Here is a 22,921-nt window from a genome sequence, read left to right as displayed (position 1 = left end):
TCACGCGGACGGACGCCGAGTGAGGCGCATTCCGCCGGTGGGGGTGCGAGCGCAGGCCGCGGGGCGGCATGTGTTCGCTGCGCCTACGCTGCTCATGGCCTCGGCTCCCTCTCCGGGACGGAGACGGGCACAGGAATGTGGAGTGCGTTCTGGGCCTCGGTGGCGACGTCGAATCGCAGGGCCCGGATGGGCCTGAGCGAGCGGACGTCGTCGCTCAGCCGGCCCGACCCCAGCTCCAGCGAGATGGTGCGCGGCCACAGAGCGCTGCCGGTGGCCAGGATGTTGGTCTGGCTCAGCGTCGCGTTCCAGCCGTCACCCAGCCGCGTGTACGAGGTCAGCGTCGACACTCTGTGCCCGCTCGGGACCGACTGCTGCGTCGGCGTGGCGACGTCGATGGCGATGTCGGTGCCGCCGTCGTCGTTGGCCACCCGAGCCGCTGTCCAACGATCGTCGATGTCGACATCGATGTCCGTGACCCACTTGGGGAATCCGTAACCGTCACGTCCACGGATCTGTGCGATGTCGGTGTTCACCGGCAGTGAGAGCACGTAGGCGTGCATCGCGTCGTTGGCCAGCGAGGAGAGGAGGTCGACTGCGCCGAGCTTGCCGTGGTGGGCAGGGCGGACGGCGATGCCGACGGTCGCCTCAGTGTAGAAGTCGATGTCGCACACGTCGTACCGGAAGAACACCACCGAGAACAGTCCGACACCGGGAGCGACCTGCAGCGGATCGAGCTCGACGGGGAGCCGGGACCGTAAGGCTTTCGTCGGTGCGAGATAGGTGAGCTGGGCCCTGGACATCGCGTAGTAGAAGTTCGGGGTTCGGGTGGGACCGAGCGGGGACTGGACCTCGGTCTTCCGGAGCGCGCGGAAGAAGTCCACGCTGCGCACCCGTGGGTCCCTCGCCGCAGCGTCCAGATCGGTGTCCATGCGGTAGGTGTCGTACAGCCCGCCCTTGGGCACCCGGACCGGCCGCCCTCCCAGCTCGACCTCGACCAGATCGCTCCCCGCGTCCGCCCTCGACTGCGCCATCGCCAACCTCCGTTATGTCTGCACTGCTCACATCGACGATAGGATCCGATGTAAGCAGTGTCAACATTGCGGCGGCGACGAGTGCCCCACGTCATGGCCACCGCTCTCTGCAGTCGAGATTCCCCGCATGCCGACCGCGTGTGCCGGACGGGATACTGAAGATCTGCCAGCACGAGGAGGACCGCACGGCATGCCCGCCACCCAGAGGAGCAGCTACCACCACGGCGACCTGCGCGCCGCACTGCTGACCACGGCCATGGGCATGCTCGAACACGGAGAGTCGTTCTCGATCCGTGCCGTGGCCCGAGGGGCGGGCGTGTCACCGACCGCGCCGTACCGGCATTTCCCCGACCGGGAAGCCCTGGAGTCCGCTCTCGCCGCCCAGGGCCTCCGCGACCTGAAAGCCGATCTGACCCCGGGGCGTGAACCGCCCAGCACCGTCGAGGACCTTGCCGACCTCGGCGTCGCCTACGTCGAGTTCGCCCTCCGCCGACCCGCACTGTTCCGACTGATGTTCGGCAACGAGTGCGACGACGAGAACGACGAGCGGGTGCAGGCCGCCGCCGACGTGCACGAGCTTCTCGCCGCCGCGATCACCGGCGTGTTCCCTCGCGCCGACCCGACCGACCTCGCCCTCGGCGGCTGGGGACTGGTCCACGGCCTGGCGTGCCTCTATCTCGACCGAAAGCTGGCCGGTCCGTCGACGGAGCACGTTGCCGCGCAGGTTCGCGCATCGTTCATTGCCGTGCTCAGCGCACAGCCCAACTGACCGGGGACCCACTCCGCGTTGACGCCATCGGACGGTCGCGCTAGCGTCCAAAGTAAGCGGTGCACACATTGATCGCTATCGTCCGTTGACAAGCGTACGGAACGGAGTCACGACATGACCGACCTTCCACCGCCCGTCACCCCCTACCTCGAGCCCGAGGCGAAGGAACTCTGCGATCTGACCGATCCACACCCCCGGATCTACGAGGTTCCCCCCGAGGAAGGCCGCAAGATCCTCTCCGACCTGCAGAGCGGCGACGGCGTCGAACGCCCGGACGTCGAGGAGGAGTGGGTCGAGGTCGACGCCGGCGAGTGGGGCACCGTCCGCACCCGCATCATCCGGCCCCGTGGTGCCGAGGGCCCGCTGCCGGTCGTGTTCTACATCCACGGGGCCGGGTGGGTCTTCGGCGACGAGCACACCCACGACCGGCTATTCCGCGAGCTCGCCGTCGGCGCCGGAGCGGCCGGCGTGTTCCCGGTCTACGACCGCGCCCCCGAGAAGGGCTACCCCACCCAGGTCGAGCAGAACTACGCCGTCGGTCAGTGGGTGCTGGAATACGGCGCCGAGCACGGCCTCGACACCTCCCGTATCGCCGTGACCGGCGAGTCGGTCGGCGGCTGTATGTCCGCGGTCTTCGCACTCATGAACAAGGACCGCGGCGGCATCGACCTCAAGGCGCAGGTGCTGCTCTACCCCGTCACCAACGCCGACTTCGACACCCCGTCGTACCTGCAGTTCGCCGAGGGCTACTACCTCACCCGCGACGGTATGCAGTGGTTCTGGGACGCCTACACCACCGACAAGGCCCAACGCGCCGAGAAGTACGCCTCGCCCCTGCAGGCGTCCCTCGACGACCTCACGGGACTGCCGAAGACCCTGGTGATCACCGACGAAGCGGACGTGCTGCGCGACGAGGGCGAGCAGTATGCCAACAAGCTCCGCGAGGCTGGCGTCGACGTCACCTCCGTGCGCGTCGCCGGAATGGTCCACGACTTCCTGCTGCTGGACAGCCTTCGCAACACCAAGGCAGCCAACGTCGCCCGCGGTCTGGCGATCGATGCCCTCAAGCACGCACTTCGGTAGGTCCCTCACGGACGTGCCGCCACCCCGAGTCCAGCGGCAACCCGGCCGGACTCGGGGCGGTGGCGCTGCCCACGTCGGAGCCTCGCACCACGACCGGAAAGGAGACCGTGGATGACCAAGCGCATTCTCAACGTGGTCACCAACGTCGGCCACTACGACGATCCCGACCACCCGACCGGCTTGTGGCTCTCCGAGCTCACCCACGCATGGGACATCTTCGAAAGACACGGGTTCGAACAGACCCTGGTCAGCCCCGCCGGCGGCGCGGTACCGCTGGAGCCACGAGCGCTGAAGTTCCCCAACTACGACAAGACCGCCAAAGCCTGGCGCGCCGACCCCGCCAAGATGACCCTGCTCGACAACACCGCCCGCCCGGACGAGATCGACTCGACCGGCTACGACGCCATCTACTTCACCGGCGGACACGCCGTCATGTACGACTTCCCCGACAGCAAGGCCCTGCAACGCATCACCCGCGAGATCTACGAACGCGGCGCCGTCGTCGCCTCGGTCTGCCACGGCTACTGCGGGCTACTCAACACCACGCTCTCCGACGGCACCTACCTCGTCGCCGGCAAGAAGATGACCGGGTTCGCCTGGCAGGAAGAAGTCCTCGCCCGCGTCGACAAACTCGTCCCGTACAACGCCGAGCAACGCGCCAAGGACCGCAGCGCCCTCTACCAGAAGGCGAAGCTGCCGTTCGTGTCCTACGCCGTGGTCGACGGAAATCTCGTGACCGGGCAGAACCCTGGATCAGCCAAGGAGACAGCGACGAAGGTCGCCGACGTACTCAACTCGGTAGAATAACCAGCCGGAGGACGTCCGACCGTCCAGTGCGGCAGGACGCGTGTGCAGACGACGTCAAAGCCGGCCGACCGAACGGACGGAGTCAGGAGCACCAGATGTCGCAAGACACCGGTCGACGTGGTGGGCGCGGCAGGAATCGAACCTGCGACCGCTCGGGTGTAAAGCTCGTGCAAGACACCGAACGAGCCCTCTACCTGCGACGATTCTTCGCATCCGGTTCCAGCAGCTACCTCCAGAACCGCCCATAGCCGCGGTTTCGTGTCACGACACGTGTCACGAAAGACGATCATCCCGGCCCGACGGAGCTGGTGACGGAGAGCCGAGCCCGCGTCGGACTTGGGACGGCTCCTCCCCGACAGGCGAGCACGGGCCGAGGTCTCATGGCCGAGAAGCACAGGTTCCCGACCGGCCATCGTCGCGCGCGGACTGGAGCCGAAAAAAGATTCCTCTAATAAGCCGCAGCCACGCGGACGGGCCTGTTAAGGCCACCCCACGGGGATGTCACCCAGGTCCAACAGCCGCAGCGATCGAGCCGCGACAGACGACGACTCGTCGGCGCTGACGGAGCCAGGCGGCTGGACAGCATGCTTGCCTAATGTTCGCATGCGTCGCTATGTTCGGGCAGCATCATCAGCATGCTCCTGCTCTGGTTCACCGCCTCGAAGGAGAGGTCGTCATGACGCGATCGTCCGAGCGTCCGGATACACCCGAGACCGCCACTGCAGCCACTCTGCGCCGCACGACCTGGGCCGCCGGGGTGGGGATGACGGTCGAGACCTACGACTACGCGGTCTATGGGTTTCTGGCCACTGTGCTGGCGGCGAACTTCTTCCCGAGTTCGTCGCCGGGGGTGGCGTTGCTGTCGTCGCTCGCCGTGTTCGGGGTCGCGTTCGTCGTGCGGCCGCTCGGCGGAGCGATCTTCGGCCCGCTCGCCGACCGGATCGGGCGCCAGCCCACGCTGGTGATCACGCTGCTGGGTATGGCGGCGGTGAGCACGTTGATCGGCCTGCTGCCGACTGCGGAGACGATCGGTATTGCCGCGCCGATTCTACTCGTCGCCCTTCGCATGCTGCAGGGACTGTCCGCCGGGGGTGAGTACGGCACTGCGCTGATCTACGCGGCGGAGTTCTCCCCCGAGGGACGTCGAGGCGCCGTGACCAGCCGAGTCCAGGCAGGCTGCCTGGTCGGCCTCCTGCTCGCCGCAACGGCCGTCCTCGGCCTGAACCTGCTGCTCACCCCCGAGGCGATGCAGGCCTGGGGTTGGCGAGTCCCCTTCCTCCTGGCGCTGCCCCTCGGCGTCGTCGGGCTCTACCTGCGTAACCAACTCGGCGAGACGCCGGAGTTCACCGCGGTCCGCGACGCGGACGCACCACCGCCCCCGCCCGTCGACCGCAAGCTCCGCCGCGCCCTGCTGCTGGTCGGAGTGGCGGTCCTGCACACGGTCAGCTTCTACGTCGCCTTCACCTACGTACAGACCTTCAGCATCGGCCTGGGTTTCTCCCCCGTCGCGGCCACCGGCGCCATCGTGATCTCACTGCTGGTCGGCGTCGTGCTGGTGATCGCAGCGGGCCGCCTCTCGGACCGGGTCGGCCGGCGCCCAGTCCTGATCGGGGGCGCGCTGGCGATCGCGCTGGCGTCCTACCCGCTGGTGGCCGGAGTGACGAACGCGTCCGGGTTCTGGTCGCTGACCCTGTGCGTCGTTCTGCTGGGCGCCGCGCCGGCGTTCTACGCCGGCGTTGCGCCGATCACCTACATCGAGCTGTTCCCGGTGCACGCGCGCGGCACGGGCGTCTCGTTGTCCTACAACATCACCGTCGCGATCTTCGGCGGCACGTGCGTGTACCTGTGCCAGTGGCTGATCGAGGTGACCGGCGACAATCGGGCTCCGGCGTTCGTCCTCATCGGAGCGGCTGTGATCAGTGGGCTCGCTACGCTCGGCCTGCGCAGCGTTCTGCCTGCCAATAGGACGACGGCAGTCACCGCGCGGCTCGGAGCTCCTTGATCTCCTGCTCGACGGCCGCGGCACAGCCCCGCAAGGTGCGCACCAGCTCGGGAAACCGCCCCGGCTCGATCATGTCGCCGAGCGTGGACTCGATCTTGTCCACCTCGGCCGCCATCTCGGCGAGGCTGGCTTTGCCGGCCTCAGTGAGGGCGAGCGACATCGCCCGTTCGCTCTCCGGGTGCGGACTACGGACGAGCCACTCCCGGCGCTCCAGCTCGCTGACGATGCGGGTCATCGTCTGCGGCTTGACAAAACAACGCCGCGACAGCTGGGCCAGCGACAAGTTCGGCTGCTTCTCGAGGATCTTGAGCGCTGCATAGCCCGACAGTGTCATCCCCCACGGCTTGAGCCGCATCGCCCCGATGTTCGCGACAGCGCGCTCCAACCGCGTCACCGCGTCCGTCAGATAGTCCGACTCGCCGACACCGCCCATCACCCCAGCCTAATCAGCATCCTGACAACCGGAGGACCATGCCTACCCTCGCCTTGGAGGACGCCAGCCGCATCCTCGTCGATGCGATGACCGCGGTCGGCCATTCCGCCGCCGACGCAGCGGTGATCGCCGACCACCTCATGGACTGCGAGCTGCGCGGGCTGCCCTACGCGGGGCTGGCCCGCGCCGTCTCGATCGCCGAGCGCGTCCGCGCGACGGCTCCGCCGGAGCCAGTCCACGTTCTCGTTGACACCCCGGCCTCAGCCACCCTGGACGGCGGCGACCAGGTCGGCTATCTGGTCGCCGCCCGGGCCGTCGACATCGGACTGGAGAAGGCCCGGACGCACGGCGTCGCGACCGTGGGAGCCCGCCGGACCTGGTACACGGGCATGTTCTCCTACTATCTCGAGCAGATCACCGGCGCCGGGTTCGTCGGCCTGATCGCCGGGAGCGGGCCCGCCATGGTCGCGCCGCACGGCGGGACCGAGGCGCGGTACGCGACGAACCCGATCGCCGTCGGGTTCCCGACCTCCGACGATCCTGTGATCTGGGACATCGGAACGTCGTCGATCACGCACGCCGAGGTCGTGCTCGCCGCGCGACTCGAAACCGAGCTACCTCCGGGCCGCGCCTTCGACGAGTCCGGCGCACCCACGGTCGATGCCCACGCGGCGCTGCGCGGAGCCTTCACCAGCTGGGGCGACCACAAGGGATCCGGGCTCGCGCTCGTGGTCCAGCTGCTCGGCATGCTCACCGGCGCCTCCGCGTCGCCGGCGGGCCTCAGCGACTGCGGCTTCCTTGCCGTGTTCATCGATCCCGCTGCACTGACCGACGCCGAGGACTTCCGGCAGCGAGCCTCGGACCTCGTGCGATCGGTGCGCGACACCCGCCCGGTCACCGGAGGAGACGCGGTGCGCGTCCCGTTCGACCGCTCACGACGCCGACGGGAGGAGACCAAGCGCCGCGGCACCCTCGACGTCCCTACCCCGGTCCTGAACGCATTGAGGGACATCACACTCGCCAAGTAGGAAGCATGCTTATATTATCGCAGCATACGAACAGAAAGGCTGGTCATGGTCGACTTCTTCACGGGACTCCAGCCCCTAGAACCGGGCGAGACCGACACAGAAGCACTCACCAGACGGGTGCGTGAGCTCGACGCCTCACACGCGATCGACCGCGTGCTGGTCGGCTACTCCTCGATCTGGCCGCACAACCACGCGACCGTGCCGTTCATGATGGCGATGACCGAGAAGTTCTCGCCGATCGTGGCGCACCGCCCCGGAGTCATGGCGCCGACGGCGGCGGCCCGCTACTTCGCCACGCTCGACGTGCTGGCCGGTGGCCGGCTCGCGATCAACGTCGTCGTCGGCGGGTCGGACAAGGACCTGCGCCGGGAGAGCGACGCCACGCCGAAGTCGGAGCGCTACGAGCGCGCCATCGAGTACCTCGACCTGGTCCGCCGGACGTGGACCGAGCCATCGTCGTTCGACCACCACGGACGCTTCTACGACGCCGAGCACGTCAAACTGCTGACCCGCCCGATCCAGGGCGAGGTGCCGATCTTCATGGGGGGAGAGAGCGACGCCGCCGTCGACTTCGGCGCCCGGCACGCGGACCTCTACATGCTGTGGGGCGAGCCGTTCGCCGGGACCCGGGAACGGATCGAGCGGGTGCACCGCGCGTCCGAGGGATACGGCCGGGCGATGGAGTTCTCGCTGAGCCTGCGGCTCTTCCTCGGCGAGACCGAGGAGGACGCCTGGGCCAGGGCCCGCGACGTCGAGCGGCAGATCGCCGAGGCCCAGGGCGGGCACACGTTCCTGCGGTCCTCGGCCACCGACAACTCGGTCGGTCGGCAGCGGGCCCTGGCGCTGACCGACGAGGAGCTGCACGACACCTGCTTCTGGACCGGCCTGACGAAGCTGCTGGGTGGGTTCGCCAACTCCCAGGCCCTGGTCGGCACCGAGGAGCAGATCCTGGACACCCTCGGCCGCTACCACGAGCTCGGCGTCGGAACCTTCCTGGTCACGACGGGCGCCGAGGCCGGATGGGATCCGGCGCTGGAGGACTTCCTGCTGCGTGTGAAGAAGGAGCTCTGAGCAGATGCTCGACCTAGGTTCGCTGGGCGGCGGCACCGTCGGTGGCCTGCTCGCCGACCGTGCCGGCCACACCCCGGACAAGACGGCGCTGGTCTTCGACGACGAGACGCTCAGCTACGCCGAGCTGGACGCGACTGCTTCTGCGGTCGCCCGCGGGCTGGCCGGGCTGGGGTTCGGCCCCGGCGTGTCGGTCGGGGTGTTCCTGCCTAACCGCACCGAGACCCTCGCCGCGTTCTTCGGCATCGCCCGGGCCGGGATGGTCGAGGTCCCGGTGAACACTGCCTACAAGGGCGCGTTCCTGGAGCACGCCCTCGGCCACACGCGGGTGGAGCTGCTGCTCACCGACCCCGGCCTGCTCGAGCTGGTCGCCGCGCTGCCGGAGCGCCCGGCCGCGCTGCGCACGGTCGTTGTGCTCGCCGACGCAGCGCCGGAGGCCGTGTCGCTAGCCGGCGTCGAGATCGTCACCTGGCGGGCGATGCTCGACCGCGGGGACCCCTCGGCTCCGTTTCCCGAGGTCGGGCTCGGCGACCCGGTCGGAATCATGTTGACCTCCGGGACCACTGGCCGCAGCAAGGGCGCGATCTACCCGGCGCTGATGCCGGCCGTCGCCGCGCACGAGTTCGCGGTCGCGATGCAGACGTCGGCCGACGAGCGGCTCTACACCTGCCTGCCGCTGTTCCACGGGGCCGCGAAGCTCAACATCTGCCTGCACGCCGTCGTCGCCGGCGCCACCGCGGTGCTCGGCCGCCGGTTCAGCGCCAGCCGGTTCTGGGACGAGATCCGCCGCCACGAGGTCACCCAGTTCAACGCGCTCGGCTCGATCCTGCCGATGCTGCTAGCCCAGCCACCGTCAGACCGGGACCGGGAGCACATGGCGCGCAAGGTCTTCGCCGCGCCCGCCCCGCCCCCGGTGCTGACCGCGGTCGAGGAACGCTTCAGGGTACACGTCGTCGAGGGCTACGGGCTGACCGAGATCAAGACGATCGTCTGGAACCCGATCGCGGACCGCAAGATCGGCTCGATGGGCGTCCCGTCGGCCACCACCGAGCTCGAGGTCCACGACGACGACGGGTTCCGCGTCGCCCCCGGCCAGGTCGGCGAGATCGTCTACCGGCCCCGGGCGCCGCACATCATGTTCTCCGGCTACTACCACCAGCCCGACGCGACCGTCGAGACCTCCCGCGATCTGTGGTGGCACACCGGCGACCTCGGCTTCACCGACGACGACGGCTTCTTCTACTTCGTCGACCGCAAGAAGGACGCGCTGCGCCGCCGCGGCGAGAACGTGTCCTCGCAGGAGGTCGAGGCCGTCCTACTCGGACACCCGGCCGTCGCCGAGGCCGCCGCCGTCGGCGTCGCCTCCGACCTGGGCGAGCAGGAGGTGATGGCGGTCGTGGTCGCCGAGGACGGCACCGCCATCGACCTGAAGGACCTCTTCGCGCACTGCGACCGCGCGATGCCGCACTTCATGGTGCCCCGTTATTACCGGGTCGTCGGCACCCTGCCCGCCACCCCCACCGGCAAGATCCGCAAGGCCGCGCTGCGCGAGACCGGCCTGACCGACGACGCTTGGGATGCCGAGGCCGACGGCCTGACCCCCACCCGACGCCGCGACCCCAAGGACGGCTGACCCCTGATGAGCACGCCACCCACCGTCCGACTCCGGGAGATCGCCCCGCGGCTGACCTTCCAGGTCCACCCGGCCCCGACCGAGCTGAAGCTCGAGCTCGTCCGTCGCCTGGTCGACGCCGGAGTGCAGGACTTCGAGCTCTCCTCGTTCGTCCGCCCTGACCTGATTCCCGGCCTCGCCGACGCCGCCGAGGTGTTCAGTGCCGTCCGCGACATCGACGGGCTGACGCTCGGCTGCTGCATCGGCAACGAGCGGGGCCTGCGGGCCGCGGCCGACGCCGGCGCCGACTCCGCCTCGTTCCTGCTGTCCGCCGACGAGGACTTCGCCCGGGCGAACATCGGCCGCACGACCGAGGAGTCGCTCGCCCAGCTGGAACGGCTCGCCGCCGTCGCGCAGGACCTGCCGACGGCGCTGTCAACCTACGTCATCTTCGCCTGGGGCGGGCCCACCGGCCCCGCCCGCGGCCGCGCCGAGATCGAGCCGCTGCTGCGCCGGCTCGCCGACATCGGCGTCACATCCTGGGTGCTCGCCGACTCGTTCGGCTACGCCGCCCCACGCCAGATCCGCGAGCTGCTCGAGGTCGCGGCCGGGTTCGTAGCGCTCGACACGGTGACCGTGCAGGTGCACGACAACCGCGGCCTGGGCGTCGCGAACGTCCTGGAGCTCGCCGGCCTCGGGGTCGGCACGATCGACGTCGCGCTCGCGGGCAGCGGCGGGCACCCCGCGATGCCCGGCCAGCGCGGCGGCGGGGTGTGCACCGAGGACGCCGTCCAAGCCCTCGAACTCGCCGGCCACGGCACCGGCCTCGACCTCGCGGCGCTCGTCGAGACCGCGAACTGGCTCGACGCCCAGGGGGTCCCGGCCCTGGGCTTCCTGCGGCATGTGGGCCCGGTCCCCGGCGCCGCCGACACCGCGCAACCGCTGACCTTCGCCTGGTGAGGAGCTGAACTCATGGCCGTCTTCCTCGTGACCTTCGACCACCCGGACGAGGCCACCTGGCAGCAGTGGGTGCGTCCGCACGTCGACTGGATCAGACAGCAGGTCGACGACGGCGTCGTCGTCGCCTCCGGCCCGTCGGTCGGCACGCCCGTGCGGCACGGGCTGCTCGTGATGCGGGCCGACGACGAGACCGCGCTGCGGGAGATCATCCGCACCGACCCGTTCTGGCCGAACGGTGTCATCGAGAACCTGCGGATCACCGAGTGGGACCCGTTCTTCGGGGCGTTCAGTGAGCTGTCGTCCAACCCGGACGGACCGTCGTTGTGAACGCCACGGTGGTCGCGCTGTCCTCTTCCGCTGCGACGGCGGTCGGCGCTCACCTCGCACGGGGTCTGGTCGGGCGCGACGCCGAGGTCGTGCTCGCCCCGGGTTCAGTCGTGGAGTTCACGCGAGCTGACCTGCTCGTTGTCGCCGTGACGGTGTCCGGACGGCACGCGGATCCCGAGGTCATCCGCCTGCTGCGCGACGCCGACCTGGCCGGCGCCACTGCGTTCGTCGCCGCGGTCGGGGCCTGGCCGTCGGAGGTGCAGACCGCCGATCGCGACATCCGGCCCCTGCTGCTCCGAGCTGGTGCGACGTGCCTGGCCCCGGTCCTGCACGTGGTCGACGACTCCGCCGCGCCGATCGACCGCTTCTGCCGGTTCTGGAGTCCGGTCGTGCCCGGCCTCGTCGCCGGCCAGTTCGGACTCGCGTCATGACGGGCGCGACCCAGCTCCTGCGCCACGGGTTCGCACAGTTCCCCAGCGGGATCGTCGCAGTCTGCGGACAGGGGCCCGATGGGCGGCCGGTCGGGATGGCAGTGAGCACATTCGTTCCGGTGTCGCTGGACCCGCCACTGGTGGGGATCTGCCTGCAGGACACGTCCCGCACCTGGCGGGTGCTGCGCTCGCTACCGCGGCTCGGGGTCAGCATCCTCGCCGCCGAGCAGGACGCGGCGGCGCGATGCCTCGCGGCGAAGGACCGCGACCGGTTCTCGGGGGTCGACCACTCCATCCGTCTCGGCGGCGCCGTGGTGCTCGACGGTGCGTCCGGGTGGTTCGAGTGCTCGCTCGAGAGCGAGATGTCCGCAGGCGATCACGCCTTCGCCCTGCTCCGGGTGCACGAGTTCGAGACCACCGACACGCCGCCGCTCGTCTTCCACCGCAGCGGGTTCGACCGCCTGTACGCCCTGAGCCACTGAGGAGACCCATGGTTGCCCGACGCCGCGCAACACCGCTCTTCGCTCTCGTCGCATTCATCGGCTCGGCCGGGTGCGGGGCCGCACCCGCCGCCTCCGCCGACCCCGAACCCGTCGTCGCAGATGGCTACACCCTCGAACAGGTGCACGCCGGCGGCCCGCTCCGCGCCCCCAACGGCCTGGCGCTGCATCCCGACGGCACCATCCTGGTGGCGAGCCTCGCCGCCGACTCGATCACCCGATTCGACCCCGCGACCGGCAAGGCCTCCCCCGCGGTGCCGGCCCCCGAAAGCGAGTCCGATGACGTCGCGATCGGCGACGACGGGACGATCTACTGGACCAATCCCCCGCGCGGCACCGTCGGCTCGCAGAGCCCGGACGGGACTGTCCGGACCATCACCGACGGGATCCCGTGGGTGAACTCGATCGCCTTCGACCGGGCCGGCGAGCGGCTGTTCGTCGGCCAGACGTTCCGCGAGGACGGACTGTGGGAGATCGACCCGCGGGGCGAGAAACCCGACCGCCTCGTCGCGTCCGACCTGGGCCAGCCCAACGCCTTCGACTTCGGACCGGACGGTCAGATCTACGCCCCGCTCGGCAAGACCGGGCAGGTCGCGCGCATCGACCCGGAGACCGGCGAGAAGACGGTCGTGGTCGAGGGACTGCAGCAGCCGGTCTCGGTCCGGTTCGACTCGTCCGACCAGCTCTACGTGCTGGACAGCATCGGCGGCGCGCTCCTGCAGGTCGACATCTCCGCAGGCAGCACGCGGACAGTGGTCGAGCTCCCGATCGCCTCCGACAACATGGTGATCGCCGACGACGACCGGGCCTACGTCGCGAACATGGCCGACAGCGCCATCACCGAGGTGAACCTCGCCGACGGGACCCTGCGGGTGCTGACGTCGAGTCCGCTCGCGTTCCCGGTGGACATGGCCCGGCCGTCGGCGGACTCGGGTGAGATCTTCATCGCCGACAGCGTCGCGGTACGGGCGATCGCCCCGGAGAGCGGGGAATTGCGTGAGGTGGCTCGGCGGCACGCGTCGAAGATCGAGTTTCCGTCGGCGATCAGTGCGAACGCGGAGCACCTGGTGCTCGTGTCGGAGATGATCGGGTCGGTGCAGGTGACCGATCACGATGTGAAACCTGTCCGGCGGTTCGAGGGGTTCGTGGATCCGGCGGACGCGGTCGAGCTGGACGACGGGTCCGTCGTCGTCGCGGAGCCGGGGCTCGGGCGGTTGGTACGGGCCGACGGTGATGCGATCCGGCCGCTCGCAGAGGGGATCGGGACTCCGGTCGGGCTCGCGTCGGATGGTGACGGGCGGATTCTCGTGGCGGACGCGTCGGGTGGGCGGGTTCTCGTGGTCGATCCGGTGAGCGGTGGGGTGACGACGGTGGCGGAGGGGCTCGGGACGCCGCGCGCCGTGACGGTGGACGCCGGCGGGCAGGTCGTCGTGCTGGACACCGAAGGTGGCAGGGTGCTGCGGCTCGATACCGAACCGGCCGTGCTCGTGGAGGGCCTCTCGGTCGGGCAGCTCGACCAGCCCCACCCGCGGTCCGGTGGGATCGGGGTCGATTCGGACGGCAGCATCTACGTCACGGGAGATCGTGAAAGTGCGATCTTCCGCCTGCTCGCGGACTGAGGTGACTGCTCGACTCACACCCTGACAGCCCATGGCTCGAGCGGTCCAGGCGCCACGTCGGGGCGGACAACCCCGGGAGATCTCGACGACCTCTCCACAACGGGCACGGACCGGATGTCGTCCGCGGCGCCGACGAGTTCTCATTAGGCCAGGCCTCGAGCCCGTAATAGAGAGACAACTTGTTGCCGAGCACCGACGCCACCGCGCATACGAATAGCTGGCGGTGCCCGGCACACCACGAATAGTGGCCCGCGAACTCGCCATTAGTTGGAGATGGATGCTGGTCCGGGCGGTGGGCGCGGCAGGGCTCGAACCTGCGACCGCTGGTGTGTAAAGATCGTGCGATCCACCGCACGAGGCCTCTACGTGCAACGACGCTCCGCACCAGCTCCCCTCTGCCACCTGCTGAACCGATCGTAGCCGCCGTTTCGTGTCACGACACGTGTCACGCGTCGGCTGGGCGACCTCGGCAATTCATCCCGCGTCAAGACTGGCGAGCGCCGCAGCTCCGAGACGGAGCGACGCCACGTCGATGTTGTTCTCGAGATGATCGACCCTCGCCGTGCCCGGGATGAGGAGCACGTTCGGGCTCCTGCGCAGCAGCCAAGCCAGGCCGATCTGTGACGGCATCGCGCCGGTCTCCTCCGCGGCGGCGCGCACGGCCGGCTCGTCGACGACGCGCCGAGCACCCGCCAGCGCTCCGCCCAGAGGGTAGAACGGCACCCACGCGATGCCCTCGGCCGCGCACAGGTCGAGCAGGCCGTCGTCGCCGCGCTCGACGAGGCTGTACTCGTTCTGCACGCACGCGATGCCCGCCGGCATCGCCCGCCGCACGGTCTCCGGTTCCACGCTGCTCAACCCGATCCCACCGATCGTGCCCGCGTCACGCAGTGCAGTGAGCACATCGAGCTGATCGTCGAGGTCGACGGCCTGGTCGCCCTCGGCCCGGATCCGCGACGTGCCCTCCAGCCGGCGCAGGTTCACCAGCGGGAGATGGTCGACACCGAGGCTGCGAAGGTTGCTCTCGACGCTTGCGCGCAACTGATCGGGCCGCTGCGCAAGCCGCATCGGGAACGGTCCACCGGGATCGGGGTCGGCACCGACCTTGGTCGCCACGACCACCGCGTCCTCCGGCCGCAGCGCCTCCCGCAGGAGGTCGTTGACCATCCCGTCGCCGTAGAACTGCGCGGTGTCGACGTGGTTCACCCCGAGCTCGACGGCGCGACGAAGCACCGTGACCGCTGTGGTGCGGTCTTGGTCCAGGCGGGCCAGCTGGCTCGCGCCGTAGCCGATACGGGCCACGTCGTGCCCGACCAGCGGGAAGGTGCCGCCCGGCCGCGGGCGGTCGTCGACCGTCACGCCTGCTCACCGCCGATCCACACCCGACGCCGGTTGCGGGTCGCGCTGATGTTGGTCGTCGGGTCTCCGTCGACGAGCAGCAGATCCGCCCGCAGCCCGGGCGCGATCCGGCCCCGGTCGTCGAGTCCGAACCACAGCGCTGGGAGCGCGGTGGCCGCGCGCAGCGCCTCGACCGGCGAGTACCCGGTCCCGACCAGGAGTTCCAGCTCGTGGTGCAGGGTGACACCGAGCGGGATGGAGAACGGCACGCCGGGCTGCTCGACGGAGTCCGTCCCGGCGAGCACCGGGACCCCGGCCTCCCGCATCGCAGCCACCGAGGCTCGCGCGGGGTCGTAGCTCGCGCCGGGCATCATCGCGCTGAGCACCTCGGCGACGCTCAGGGTCGGGATTGCGATCCGGCCCTCGTCGACCATGCGGCGGGCGATCGTCGCCTCCACGGGCGTCCCGGTGGGGACGTGGGTCAGGACGTCGGCACCGGCGTCGAGGGCGAGGGTGAACGCGTCGATGTGGCTCGTGTGCGCGACCACCCGCCGTCCGGCCGCGTGCGCCGCCCGAACCACGGCCGCCACGACTTCGCTTGACGGCCCCCCGCGGCCGGGTGCCTCGACGACGACCTTGATGTAGTCCGAACCGTCCGCGATCCGGCGGGCGACACCGTCGGCCGCCGACCCGGGGTCGGTGACGATGGCGTACTCGGGCATGCCGAAGTGGGAGTGCGGCCCGGCCGGGCCGATGAACGGCACGCCCGCGCTGATCAGGCCCGCCGTCCCCGTCTCGGCACGCAGGGCCTCCGTGAGCGACACGGGCCAGGACGCCATGTCGAACGCGGTCGTCACCCCGTGCGCGCCGAGCGAGTCGAGGTCCTGCCGGCCGGACAGGTGTACGTGGGCGTCGATCAGGCCGGGCAGCAGCGTCGCACCGCTGCCGTCGACGACGGTGGCGTTATCAGGCACGACGGCGTCGGGTCCGACGTCGATGAGCGACCCGTCGGCGACGACGACGGTGCCGATCCCGCGCACCGTGTCGCCGTCGAAGATCCGGGCGCCGGTGATGGCGAACGTGCTCATCACAGGTCTCCTTCGGTATCGCGGAGCCAGTCCAGCGTGCGGGTGTAGTGGGCGTCGCGCTCATCGGGCCGGTCGTCGCCGAGCAGGTCGGCCCCGATCGTGTAGCCCCGCCGGTCGAGGTGCCAGGCGAGTACGGCGTACGCGGGCCGGAACCGGTCGAGCGCGCCGGCCCCGAGCGGCACCGTCTCCCCCGGCAGGACCGCGGTGATCGTGTCCCGTTCGTAGATGCAGTCGAGGGCGAGGATGCGCCACGCGCCGTCGCGCCGTTCGCAGCGGTACCCGATCCGGGTGCACGACGCGAGGTCGGCGAGGACACCGTCGACGTCGGTGCGGATCTCGATTACCGCCGGGACCTCGGCCCAGGCCCGTTCCCGCACCACCTGCACGGCCGGTGGGGAGAGCCGGTGCACACTCAGGTCACCGCACTCACTCATCGCCCGCGACGCGGCGACGAACCCGGGCCCGTCGCCGGTGTACCAGCTCAGGTCCACCTGCGAGTCCGGCCAGTAGGCGTCGGCCATGCGATCCCACCACCCGCGGTCGCGGGCCTGACGCTCCCCCACGACGAGCGCCGCGACGTCGGCGGCGCTCATCCGAGCAACCGTCGCGCATTGGCGGTGGTCAGCTCGCGCCAGCTGCGCCCGTCGGCGGCCGGGGGCGCGGAATCGAGCGACGCGACCTGAGCGTGCACGGCCGGGGCAGGCGTCCAGCAGAAGTCACTGCCGTAGACGAGCCGCTCCACGCCCAAGGTCCGTTCCAGGGTCGGGACCTGGTGCGGGAACGGCGTCCCGGCGGTGTCGAACCACAACGCCTGCAGCTGCGCCGCTACCGGGTCACCCTCCCCGGTCCCGAACGCGATGCGGAACAGCTCGATCCGGTCGGCGAGCAGCGGCAGCGCACCACCGCCGTGGGTGGCGACCCACCGGATTCTGGGGAAGCGGGCAAGTGTCCCGGACAGCACGAGGTCGGTGTAGGTCCGGGCGGTGTCGAACACGAACTCCAGCATCGGCCGCGGCCGGCCCGCGGTCAGCGCGGTCGCGTGCGGCGGTGAGGTGGGGTGCACGAACACCACCGCGCCGCGACTGTCCAGTTCGGACCACAGCGGTGTGAACGTGGGATCGCCGAGGTAGCGGCCTCCGGCGTTGGTCTCGACGGTGACGCCGTCGCTGCCGAGCTCGTCGAGCGCGTACGCGGCCTCGGCCAGAGCGCCGTCGACGTCGGGCAGCGGGAGCGAGGCGAGGTGTCCGAACCGTTCCGGCTGGTCGGCGTGCAGGGCCGCGCCGGCCTCGTTGACCTCGCGGGAGAGCCTGCGGGCGGCGGCGTCGTCGCCGAAGTGGGTGCCCGGCGACGAGATCGACAGCACCGATGTCGCGATGCCGCAGGCGTCCATCAGCTCGAGGTGGCGGCCCGGGTCCCAGTCCGGCCAGCCCGGCATCCCGTCCGGGTGGGTGTGCCCGGCGGCGCGGGCGGCGTCGACGTAGGAGGGGGTGACGAAGTGGGAGTGCAGGTCGATCAGGGTCATCGGGTCGCTCCGGTGGGGAGGAAGGCCGCCAGGGTGTCGGGTCGGTCGACGGCGCCGGGGCTCACGACGTCGGCGACGGCGCGGCCCTGCAGGATCTGTTTGATCGGGGTCTCCAGCTTCTTGCCGGTCATCGTGCGGGGTATGGCGGGTACGGCCTCGATCGTGTCGGGGACGTGGCGCGGGGAGAGCTGGGTGCGTAGGGCGGTGCGGACGCGGGCGCGCAGCGCGTCGTCGACCTCGGCTCCGGGGACGGGCACCAGGAACAGCAGCAGCCGTCCCGGGCCCCCTGCCGGATCCTCCAGGTGCACGACCAGGGAGTCGGCGATCTCGGAGAGCTCCTCGACGACGGCGTAGAACTCCGCGGTGCCCAGCCGCACGCCGCCGCGGTTGAGCGTCGCGTCGGAGCGGCCGGAGATCACGAACCCGCCGTGACGGGTGCGGGTCGCCCAATCGCCGTGCCGCCACACGCCGGGGTAGGTGTCGAAGTAGGACGCGCGATAGCGGCGATCGCCGTCGTCGTTCCAGAACCGGACCGGCATCGACGGCATCGGGCGACGCACCACCAGCTCGCCGATCTCGTCGACGATCTCGTGGCCGTCCGGGTCGAACACGGTGATGTCCACGCCGAGACACGGCCCGGCGAGCTCGCCGCGGCGCACGGGCAACCAGGGGTTGCCGGCGACGAAGCCGGAGCAGATGTCGGTGCCCCCGCTCATCGAGTTGATGATCACACGCTGCCCGAGCCGCTCGGCAGCCCAGTCGAAACCGTCGTCCGGCAGTGGAGCACCGGTGATGCCGAGCATCCTCAAGGAGGGCAGGGCCGGAAGCACGGTCGCCTCCTTCCGGCACGCCATGACGTAGCCGGGGCTCGTACCCAGGTGGCTCACACCGGCGTCGGCGGCGATCCGCCACTGCTCGCCGAGGTCGGGGAACATCGGGTTGCCGTCGACGAGGACGACTCCGGCGCCGCGCAGCAGCCCGGAGACGAGGATGTTCCACATCGTCCACGCCGTCGTGGTGAACCAGCAGAACCGGTCGCCGGGCCGCAGGTCGAGGTGCAGGGCGTGGGTCTTGAGGTGCTCGAGCAGGATCCCGCCGTGGCCGTGCACGATCGCTTTCGGCAGGCCTGTGGTCCCGGAGGAGAACAGCACGTAGAGCGGGTGGTGGAACTCGACCCGTTCGAATGTGAGCTCACCGGACGTGGCGAGCAGATCGGGCCAGTCGACGGCGCCGGGGACCTCGCCCGGTCCGTACGGGACCGCGACGACGTGGCGCAGTGTCGGGAGCCCGGCGCGGATCGCCGCGACCTCCGCGGTGCGGTCGATCTGCTTGTCGCCGTAGGTGTAGCCGGGCACGGTGAGCAGCACCGACGGCTCGAGTTGGGCGAACCGGTCGACCACGCTGCGCGCCCCGAACTCCGGGGCGCACGACGCCCACACCGCGCCCAGCGACGCACACGCCAGGAACGCGACCAGTGTCTCGGGGACGTTCGGCAGGTAGGCGACGACCCGGTCACCCCGGCCGACACCGAGGCGGACGAGCCCGGTACGGCACCGCGCCACCTGCTCCGCGAGGTCGGCACCGCTCACCTCGACCGTCGGGCGGGTCTGCGAGTACCCGATCACCACGGTCCCCTCGCCCTGCCCGCACGCACGCAGCAGATGTTCGGCGTAGTTCAGTGCGCTGCCGGGGAACCAGCGGGCCCCGGGCATCACCGGGTCGGCGAGCACCTCGTCGGACAGGCCGTCGACGCCGAAATGGTCCCGCACCGCCGCCCAGAACGCGGCCGGGTCGGCCACCGACCAGCGCCACAGCTCGTCGTAGGAGTCGAACCCGTGGCCGCGGGCGCGGAGCCACGTGACGAAGTCACCGATCGCCGTGGAGTCCAGGACGTCCGGGTCGGGCTCGCGCAGGATGGTCATGCTGCGTACTCCTTGCGGTAGGGGCGCCCCGGGGGTGCGCATAATCGGCGGAACGGACCGAAGGGGGCTCGATGACGAGGACCGTGCCCGGCCGCGAGTGGCTGCTCGGCCTCACGCCGTCGCGTGCGGACGTCGCGGTGGGCGATGCGGCCGGGACGCCCGGGAGCGTCGGCGACGCGGTGTCGCGGGTCGGCGCCGCGCCGGTGTCCTGGGCGATCGCGATCGGTCACGACATGGCCGCTCGGATCATCCGCGAGATTCCCGCGTTCGGCGGCGGCGACGCCCCGTTCGAGATGCTGCGCCGGGGCACCGAGTCCTCGGTCTTGCGGGCCCTGCTGCTGCTCGCCCAGCCCGACGCCGGACTCGCCACCATCACCGGCGAGTCGCTGGAGGGGATCCGCGAATTCGTGCAGCGTGGCATCTCCCTCGACGGGGTACTGCGCGGCATCCGTCTCGGGCATGCCGACATGGCCCGCGGGTTCCTGCGGGCCTGCGAGGCGCGCGTCGACCCGGCCCGGCTGCCCGACGAGATGCAAGCCATCACCGACGAACTGTTCGCCTTCGTCGACGGTTTCTCCGACGCCATGACCCGCGAGTACCTCGCCGAGTACGACCGTTGGACCACCAGCGCCGCCGCGACCCGCGCGGAGACCGTGCGGGCCGTGCTCGACGGCGGTGCCGACGGTCCCGACCCGGTGACGGCGTCGCGGACCCTGGACTACGACCTGTCTCGCACCCATCTCGGCGCTGTCGTGTGGGCACGATCGGTCAGGCCCGACGCCGGGCTCCACCGCGCGGCGACCGAGGCGCTGCAGGCCCGCGGCGCGACGACCACCCTGATCGTCCCGGTCGGCTCCGGGCAGCTCTGGGCATGGGGCACCGTCCGCCCCGGGCAGCCGGACATGCCGGCCCCGGTCACCCCCGGCGACGGGATCCGGGTCGCGTTCGGCACCCCGGCTCCCGGTCCGGACGGTTTCCGCCGCACCCACCGCGAGGCGCTGCGCGCGGAGCGCCTGCGCCGCATCGGCGGCGACGCCCACGACGGCACGACCGAGTACGACGACGTCGCCGTGCCAGCCCTGCTCGCCGGGGATCTCACGGCGGCGGGGGAGTTCGTCCGGCGTGAGCTGGGCGGGCTCGCCGCGCCGGGCGCACAGATGGCGGACCTGCGCACAACCCTGCTGCACTACCTCGCCGCCGAGCGCAGCCTGGTGACCGTGGCCGGGGAGCTGCACGTCGCGCGCGGCACCGTCGCCTACCGGGTCAAGCGGGCCGAGCAGATCCTCGACCGCCCGGCCGGCGACCGCCGGCTGGACCTGCATGTGGCGCTGCTGCTGGCCGACGAGCTCGGCGAGGCTGTGTTGCGGGCGGACTGAGCCTGCGCTCACGCCGGCACCGGGCCGAGCAGGTGTCCCAGGCGGTCTCGTTTGGAGGCCAGGTAGCCGACGCTGTCCTCGCTCGCTTGTGGGTGGGACGGCACCCGGTCGCGGACGTCGACCCCGTGCGCGCGCAGGCCGGTCATCTTCGCCGGGTTGTTGGTGATCAGGTCGACCTCGGTCACACCGAGATCGCGCAGGATCGCGGCCGCGGCGGCCCAGTCGCGGGCGTCGACCGGCAGCCCGAGCGCGGTGTTGGCGTCCACGGTGTCCAGGCCCTCGTCCTGTAACCGGTAGGCCCGCAGCTTCGCGCCGAGCCCGATACCGCGCCCCTCGTGGCCGCGCAGGTGCACCAAAACCCCGCGCCCGGCCGCGGCGATGCGGGCCAGTGCGTCGTGCAGCTGCGGGCCGCAGTCGCAGCGGGCCGAGCCGAGGACGTCGCCGGTGAAGCATTCGCTGTGTACCCGGCACAACACCGGGTCACCGTCGGCGAGCGCGGCGGGGTCGCCGAACACCAGTGCGACGTGCTCGACCCCGCTCACCCGGTCGGCGAACGCGACCGCCGTGCACTCCCCCGCCGATGTCGTGATCGGGGCGTCACCCGTGCACACCACCCGAGACGGGCCCGCGGCCCACAGGTGCTCGGCCAGCGCCCCGACCGTGATCACCGGCAGCCCGTGCTGCCGGGCGAACGCGACGGCGTCGGCGCCGCGGAGCATGTCGAGCCGGTCGGGCGTGACGAGCTCACAGATGACGGCGGCCGGTGCGAGCCCAGCGAGCCGGCACAGGTCGACCCCGGCCTCGGTGTGCCCGCGACGTGACCGCACCCCGCCGGGCCGGGCCCGCAACGGCAGGACATGACCGGGCCGGGCGAAGTCGGCGGGCCGGGTCGCGTCCGATGCCAGCGCCCGGCAGGTCGCGGCCCGGTCGGCCGCGCTGATCCCGGTCGTCGTGCCGACGCGGACGTCGACGGAGACGGTGAACGCGGTGCCGTGCGGGTCCCCGTTGTCGGTGACCATCGGCGTCAGCTCCAGTGCGTCGGCCCGCTCCGGAGCGAGCGCCACGCACAGGAACCCGGAGGTGTGGTCGAGGAACCGGGCCACGACCTGCGGGGTCGCGTACTGCGCGGCGACGACGAGGTCGGCTTCGTCCTCGCGGTCGGTGTCATCGAGGACGACGACTGTCCCGCCGTCCCGGATCGCCGCGACCGCGGCCCCGACGTGGTCGGTGGATCGCATGACTGCCTCCTGCTGCGTTCGGCGCTGAACTGCTTCCGGGCAGTCGACCAGTGCGGCACGGGGCCGCGCTTGTACTCCCGGCGCAGTGCCGTCGGGACCCGTTGGTCCCCGAATGCGATTCGCCGTGACCGCCGTCACCCCGGTTCAACGCGGTCGCCGCGGCTTGAACTCCGGGACCAAGCGGCCCGACCCGGTGCGGCGGTCTCCTGATCCGGCACCACCGACATCCGGCACGGGGCGAAGGAGCTTCAGGTGGACCGATCACCGACGATCGACCGGACCTCGTTCCGGGACCTCATGGGCGCGGTGTGCGCACCGGTCACGGTGGCCACCGTGCTGACCGAGGCCGGCCGTCCGCACGGGACGACCGTGTCGAGCCTCGCCTCGTTGTCGCTCGACCCGCCGCTGGTGTCGATCGCCCTCGACCACGGCTCGGCGCTGCTGGGGCACCTGCACGCCGGCGCCGTGCTCGGGGTCAATGTCCTGGCCGACGGGCAGGAGGGCCTCGCGCTGCATTTCGCCCGGCGCGGGGCCGACAAGTTCGCCGGCATCGACTGGAGCGCCGACGACGGCGCCCCGCGGCTGCCCGGCACGACCGCATGGCTGGCCGGGACGGTCCGGCAGAGGGTGCCCGCCGGTGACCACGACCTGCTCGTCGTCACCGTCCACACCGCCGCGACCGCCGAGGCCGCGCCCCTGGTCCACGCTCGCCGCACCTTCGGCACGCACTCCGCATTCGCACCGTGACCGGCACGCACTCATGACCC

22 protein-coding genes are annotated in these 22,921 nt (G+C 70.9%); 14 read left to right on the top strand and 8 right to left on the bottom strand.

Annotated elements, in window-relative coordinates:
- Positions 1-92: 92 nt before the first annotated feature.
- On the bottom strand, positions 93-1,031 hold the full coding sequence (locus AD017_RS30525) for an acetoacetate decarboxylase family protein (RefSeq protein ID WP_060577162.1): 939 nt from the start codon (positions 1,029-1,031) through the stop codon (positions 93-95).
- Between the two features lie 190 nt (positions 1,032-1,221).
- Here AD017_RS30525 and AD017_RS30520 point away from each other — a divergent pair, with 190 nt between their 5' ends.
- The 4 genes from AD017_RS30520 to AD017_RS30505 all read left to right on the top strand — a co-directional run bounded on the left by AD017_RS30520 (position 1,222) and on the right by AD017_RS30505 (position 5,692).
- Positions 1,222-1,800, top strand: a complete 579-nt coding sequence (locus tag AD017_RS30520; RefSeq protein ID WP_060577161.1) for a TetR/AcrR family transcriptional regulator — start codon at positions 1,222-1,224, stop codon at positions 1,798-1,800.
- A 114-nt stretch (positions 1,801-1,914) separates the two neighbouring features.
- Positions 1,915-2,883, top strand: coding sequence for an alpha/beta hydrolase (locus tag AD017_RS30515; protein ID WP_060577160.1), 969 nt, complete (start codon positions 1,915-1,917; stop codon positions 2,881-2,883).
- Between the two features lie 111 nt (positions 2,884-2,994).
- A complete protein-coding gene (locus tag AD017_RS30510) occupies positions 2,995-3,690 on the top strand; it encodes a type 1 glutamine amidotransferase domain-containing protein (protein WP_060577159.1) in 696 nt (231 codons plus the stop codon).
- Between the two features lie 613 nt (positions 3,691-4,303).
- The gene (locus AD017_RS30505) at positions 4,304-5,692 is read left to right on the top strand and encodes an MFS transporter (RefSeq protein WP_227013385.1); all 1,389 of its coding nucleotides are present in this window, start codon (positions 4,304-4,306) and stop codon (positions 5,690-5,692) included.
- Here AD017_RS30505 and AD017_RS30500 read toward each other — a convergent pair.
- The gene (locus AD017_RS30500) at positions 5,667-6,125 is read right to left on the bottom strand and encodes a MarR family winged helix-turn-helix transcriptional regulator (protein ID WP_060577469.1); all 459 of its coding nucleotides are present in this window, start codon (positions 6,123-6,125) and stop codon (positions 5,667-5,669) included. The genes AD017_RS30505 and AD017_RS30500 overlap by 26 nt on opposite strands.
- Positions 6,126-6,163: 38 nt before the next feature.
- On the opposite strand from AD017_RS30500, the gene AD017_RS30495 reads away from it, so the two are divergent.
- The 8 genes from AD017_RS30495 to AD017_RS30460 are packed head-to-tail and all read left to right on the top strand — an operon-like array spanning position 6,164 to position 13,670.
- Complete coding sequence (locus tag AD017_RS30495) at positions 6,164-7,153, top strand: Ldh family oxidoreductase (protein ID WP_060577157.1); 990 nt, start codon at positions 6,164-6,166, stop codon at positions 7,151-7,153.
- Positions 7,154-7,198: 45 nt separating this feature from the next.
- Positions 7,199-8,224: an LLM class flavin-dependent oxidoreductase gene (locus AD017_RS30490; RefSeq protein ID WP_060577156.1), complete on the top strand. Its 1,026-nt coding sequence runs from the start codon at positions 7,199-7,201 to the stop codon at positions 8,222-8,224.
- Between the two features lie 4 nt (positions 8,225-8,228).
- Entirely contained in the window at positions 8,229-9,854 is a 1,626-nt protein-coding gene (locus tag AD017_RS30485; RefSeq protein WP_060577155.1) for an AMP-binding protein, read from the top strand.
- A gap of 6 nt (positions 9,855-9,860) precedes the next feature.
- Positions 9,861-10,793, top strand: a complete 933-nt coding sequence (locus AD017_RS30480) for a pyruvate carboxyltransferase (protein ID WP_060577154.1) — start codon at positions 9,861-9,863, stop codon at positions 10,791-10,793.
- A 12-nt stretch (positions 10,794-10,805) separates the two neighbouring features.
- Positions 10,806-11,120, top strand: a complete 315-nt coding sequence (locus AD017_RS30475; RefSeq protein WP_060577153.1) for a YciI family protein — start codon at positions 10,806-10,808, stop codon at positions 11,118-11,120.
- Positions 11,117-11,551, top strand: a complete 435-nt coding sequence (locus AD017_RS30470) for a hypothetical protein (RefSeq protein ID WP_060577152.1) — start codon at positions 11,117-11,119, stop codon at positions 11,549-11,551. Before AD017_RS30475 ends, AD017_RS30470 begins: the two co-directional genes overlap by 4 nt.
- Positions 11,548-12,033 carry a flavin reductase family protein gene (locus AD017_RS30465; RefSeq protein ID WP_060577151.1) on the top strand — a complete coding sequence of 162 codons (486 nt, stop codon included), beginning with the start codon at positions 11,548-11,550 and terminating at the stop codon, positions 12,031-12,033. The genes AD017_RS30470 and AD017_RS30465 overlap by 4 nt, the downstream gene beginning before the upstream one ends.
- An 8-nt stretch (positions 12,034-12,041) precedes the next feature.
- Positions 12,042-13,670, top strand: coding sequence for a PQQ-binding-like beta-propeller repeat protein (locus tag AD017_RS30460; protein WP_060577150.1), 1,629 nt, complete (start codon positions 12,042-12,044; stop codon positions 13,668-13,670).
- 474 nt (positions 13,671-14,144) lie between these two features.
- Here AD017_RS30460 and AD017_RS30455 read toward each other — a convergent pair whose 3' ends face one another.
- Genes AD017_RS30455 through AD017_RS30435 form a run of 5 tightly spaced genes read right to left on the bottom strand, consistent with a single transcriptional unit; the run spans position 14,145 to position 19,540 of the window.
- A complete protein-coding gene (locus AD017_RS30455; protein WP_060577149.1) occupies positions 14,145-15,029 on the bottom strand; it encodes an aldo/keto reductase in 885 nt (294 codons plus the stop codon).
- Positions 15,026-16,096, bottom strand: a complete 1,071-nt coding sequence (locus tag AD017_RS30450) for an amidohydrolase family protein (RefSeq protein WP_060577148.1) — start codon at positions 16,094-16,096, stop codon at positions 15,026-15,028. The genes AD017_RS30455 and AD017_RS30450 overlap by 4 nt, the downstream gene beginning before the upstream one ends.
- The gene (locus tag AD017_RS30445; RefSeq protein ID WP_060577147.1) at positions 16,096-16,689 is read right to left on the bottom strand and encodes a nuclear transport factor 2 family protein; all 594 of its coding nucleotides are present in this window, start codon (positions 16,687-16,689) and stop codon (positions 16,096-16,098) included. Before AD017_RS30445 ends, AD017_RS30450 begins: the two co-directional genes overlap by 1 nt.
- A complete protein-coding gene (locus AD017_RS30440; protein WP_060577146.1) occupies positions 16,686-17,618 on the bottom strand; it encodes an amidohydrolase family protein in 933 nt (310 codons plus the stop codon). The genes AD017_RS30445 and AD017_RS30440 overlap by 4 nt, the downstream gene beginning before the upstream one ends.
- Positions 17,615-19,540, bottom strand: coding sequence for an acetoacetate--CoA ligase (locus AD017_RS30435; protein ID WP_060577145.1), 1,926 nt, complete (start codon positions 19,538-19,540; stop codon positions 17,615-17,617). The genes AD017_RS30440 and AD017_RS30435 overlap by 4 nt, the downstream gene beginning before the upstream one ends.
- Positions 19,541-19,611: 71 nt before the next feature.
- On the opposite strand from AD017_RS30435, the gene AD017_RS30430 reads away from it, so the two are divergent.
- Entirely contained in the window at positions 19,612-20,916 is a 1,305-nt protein-coding gene (locus AD017_RS30430; protein WP_060577144.1) for a CdaR family transcriptional regulator, read from the top strand.
- 8 nt (positions 20,917-20,924) lie between these two features.
- On the opposite strand, the gene ribB is transcribed toward AD017_RS30430, so the two are convergent.
- On the bottom strand, positions 20,925-22,154 hold the full coding sequence (gene ribB / locus AD017_RS30425) for a 3,4-dihydroxy-2-butanone-4-phosphate synthase (protein WP_060577143.1): 1,230 nt from the start codon (positions 22,152-22,154) through the stop codon (positions 20,925-20,927).
- A gap of 252 nt (positions 22,155-22,406) precedes the next feature.
- Here ribB and AD017_RS30420 point away from each other — a divergent pair, with 252 nt between their 5' ends.
- Positions 22,407-22,901, top strand: coding sequence for a flavin reductase family protein (locus AD017_RS30420; RefSeq protein WP_227012949.1), 495 nt, complete (start codon positions 22,407-22,409; stop codon positions 22,899-22,901).
- The last annotated feature ends 20 nt before the right edge of the window (positions 22,902-22,921 follow it).

The sequence above is a fragment of the Pseudonocardia sp. EC080619-01 genome, assembly GCF_001420995.1.
Taxonomy (GTDB): Bacteria; Actinomycetota; Actinomycetes; order Mycobacteriales; family Pseudonocardiaceae; genus Pseudonocardia.
This window is presented reverse-complemented; position numbering and strand designations above follow the sequence as displayed.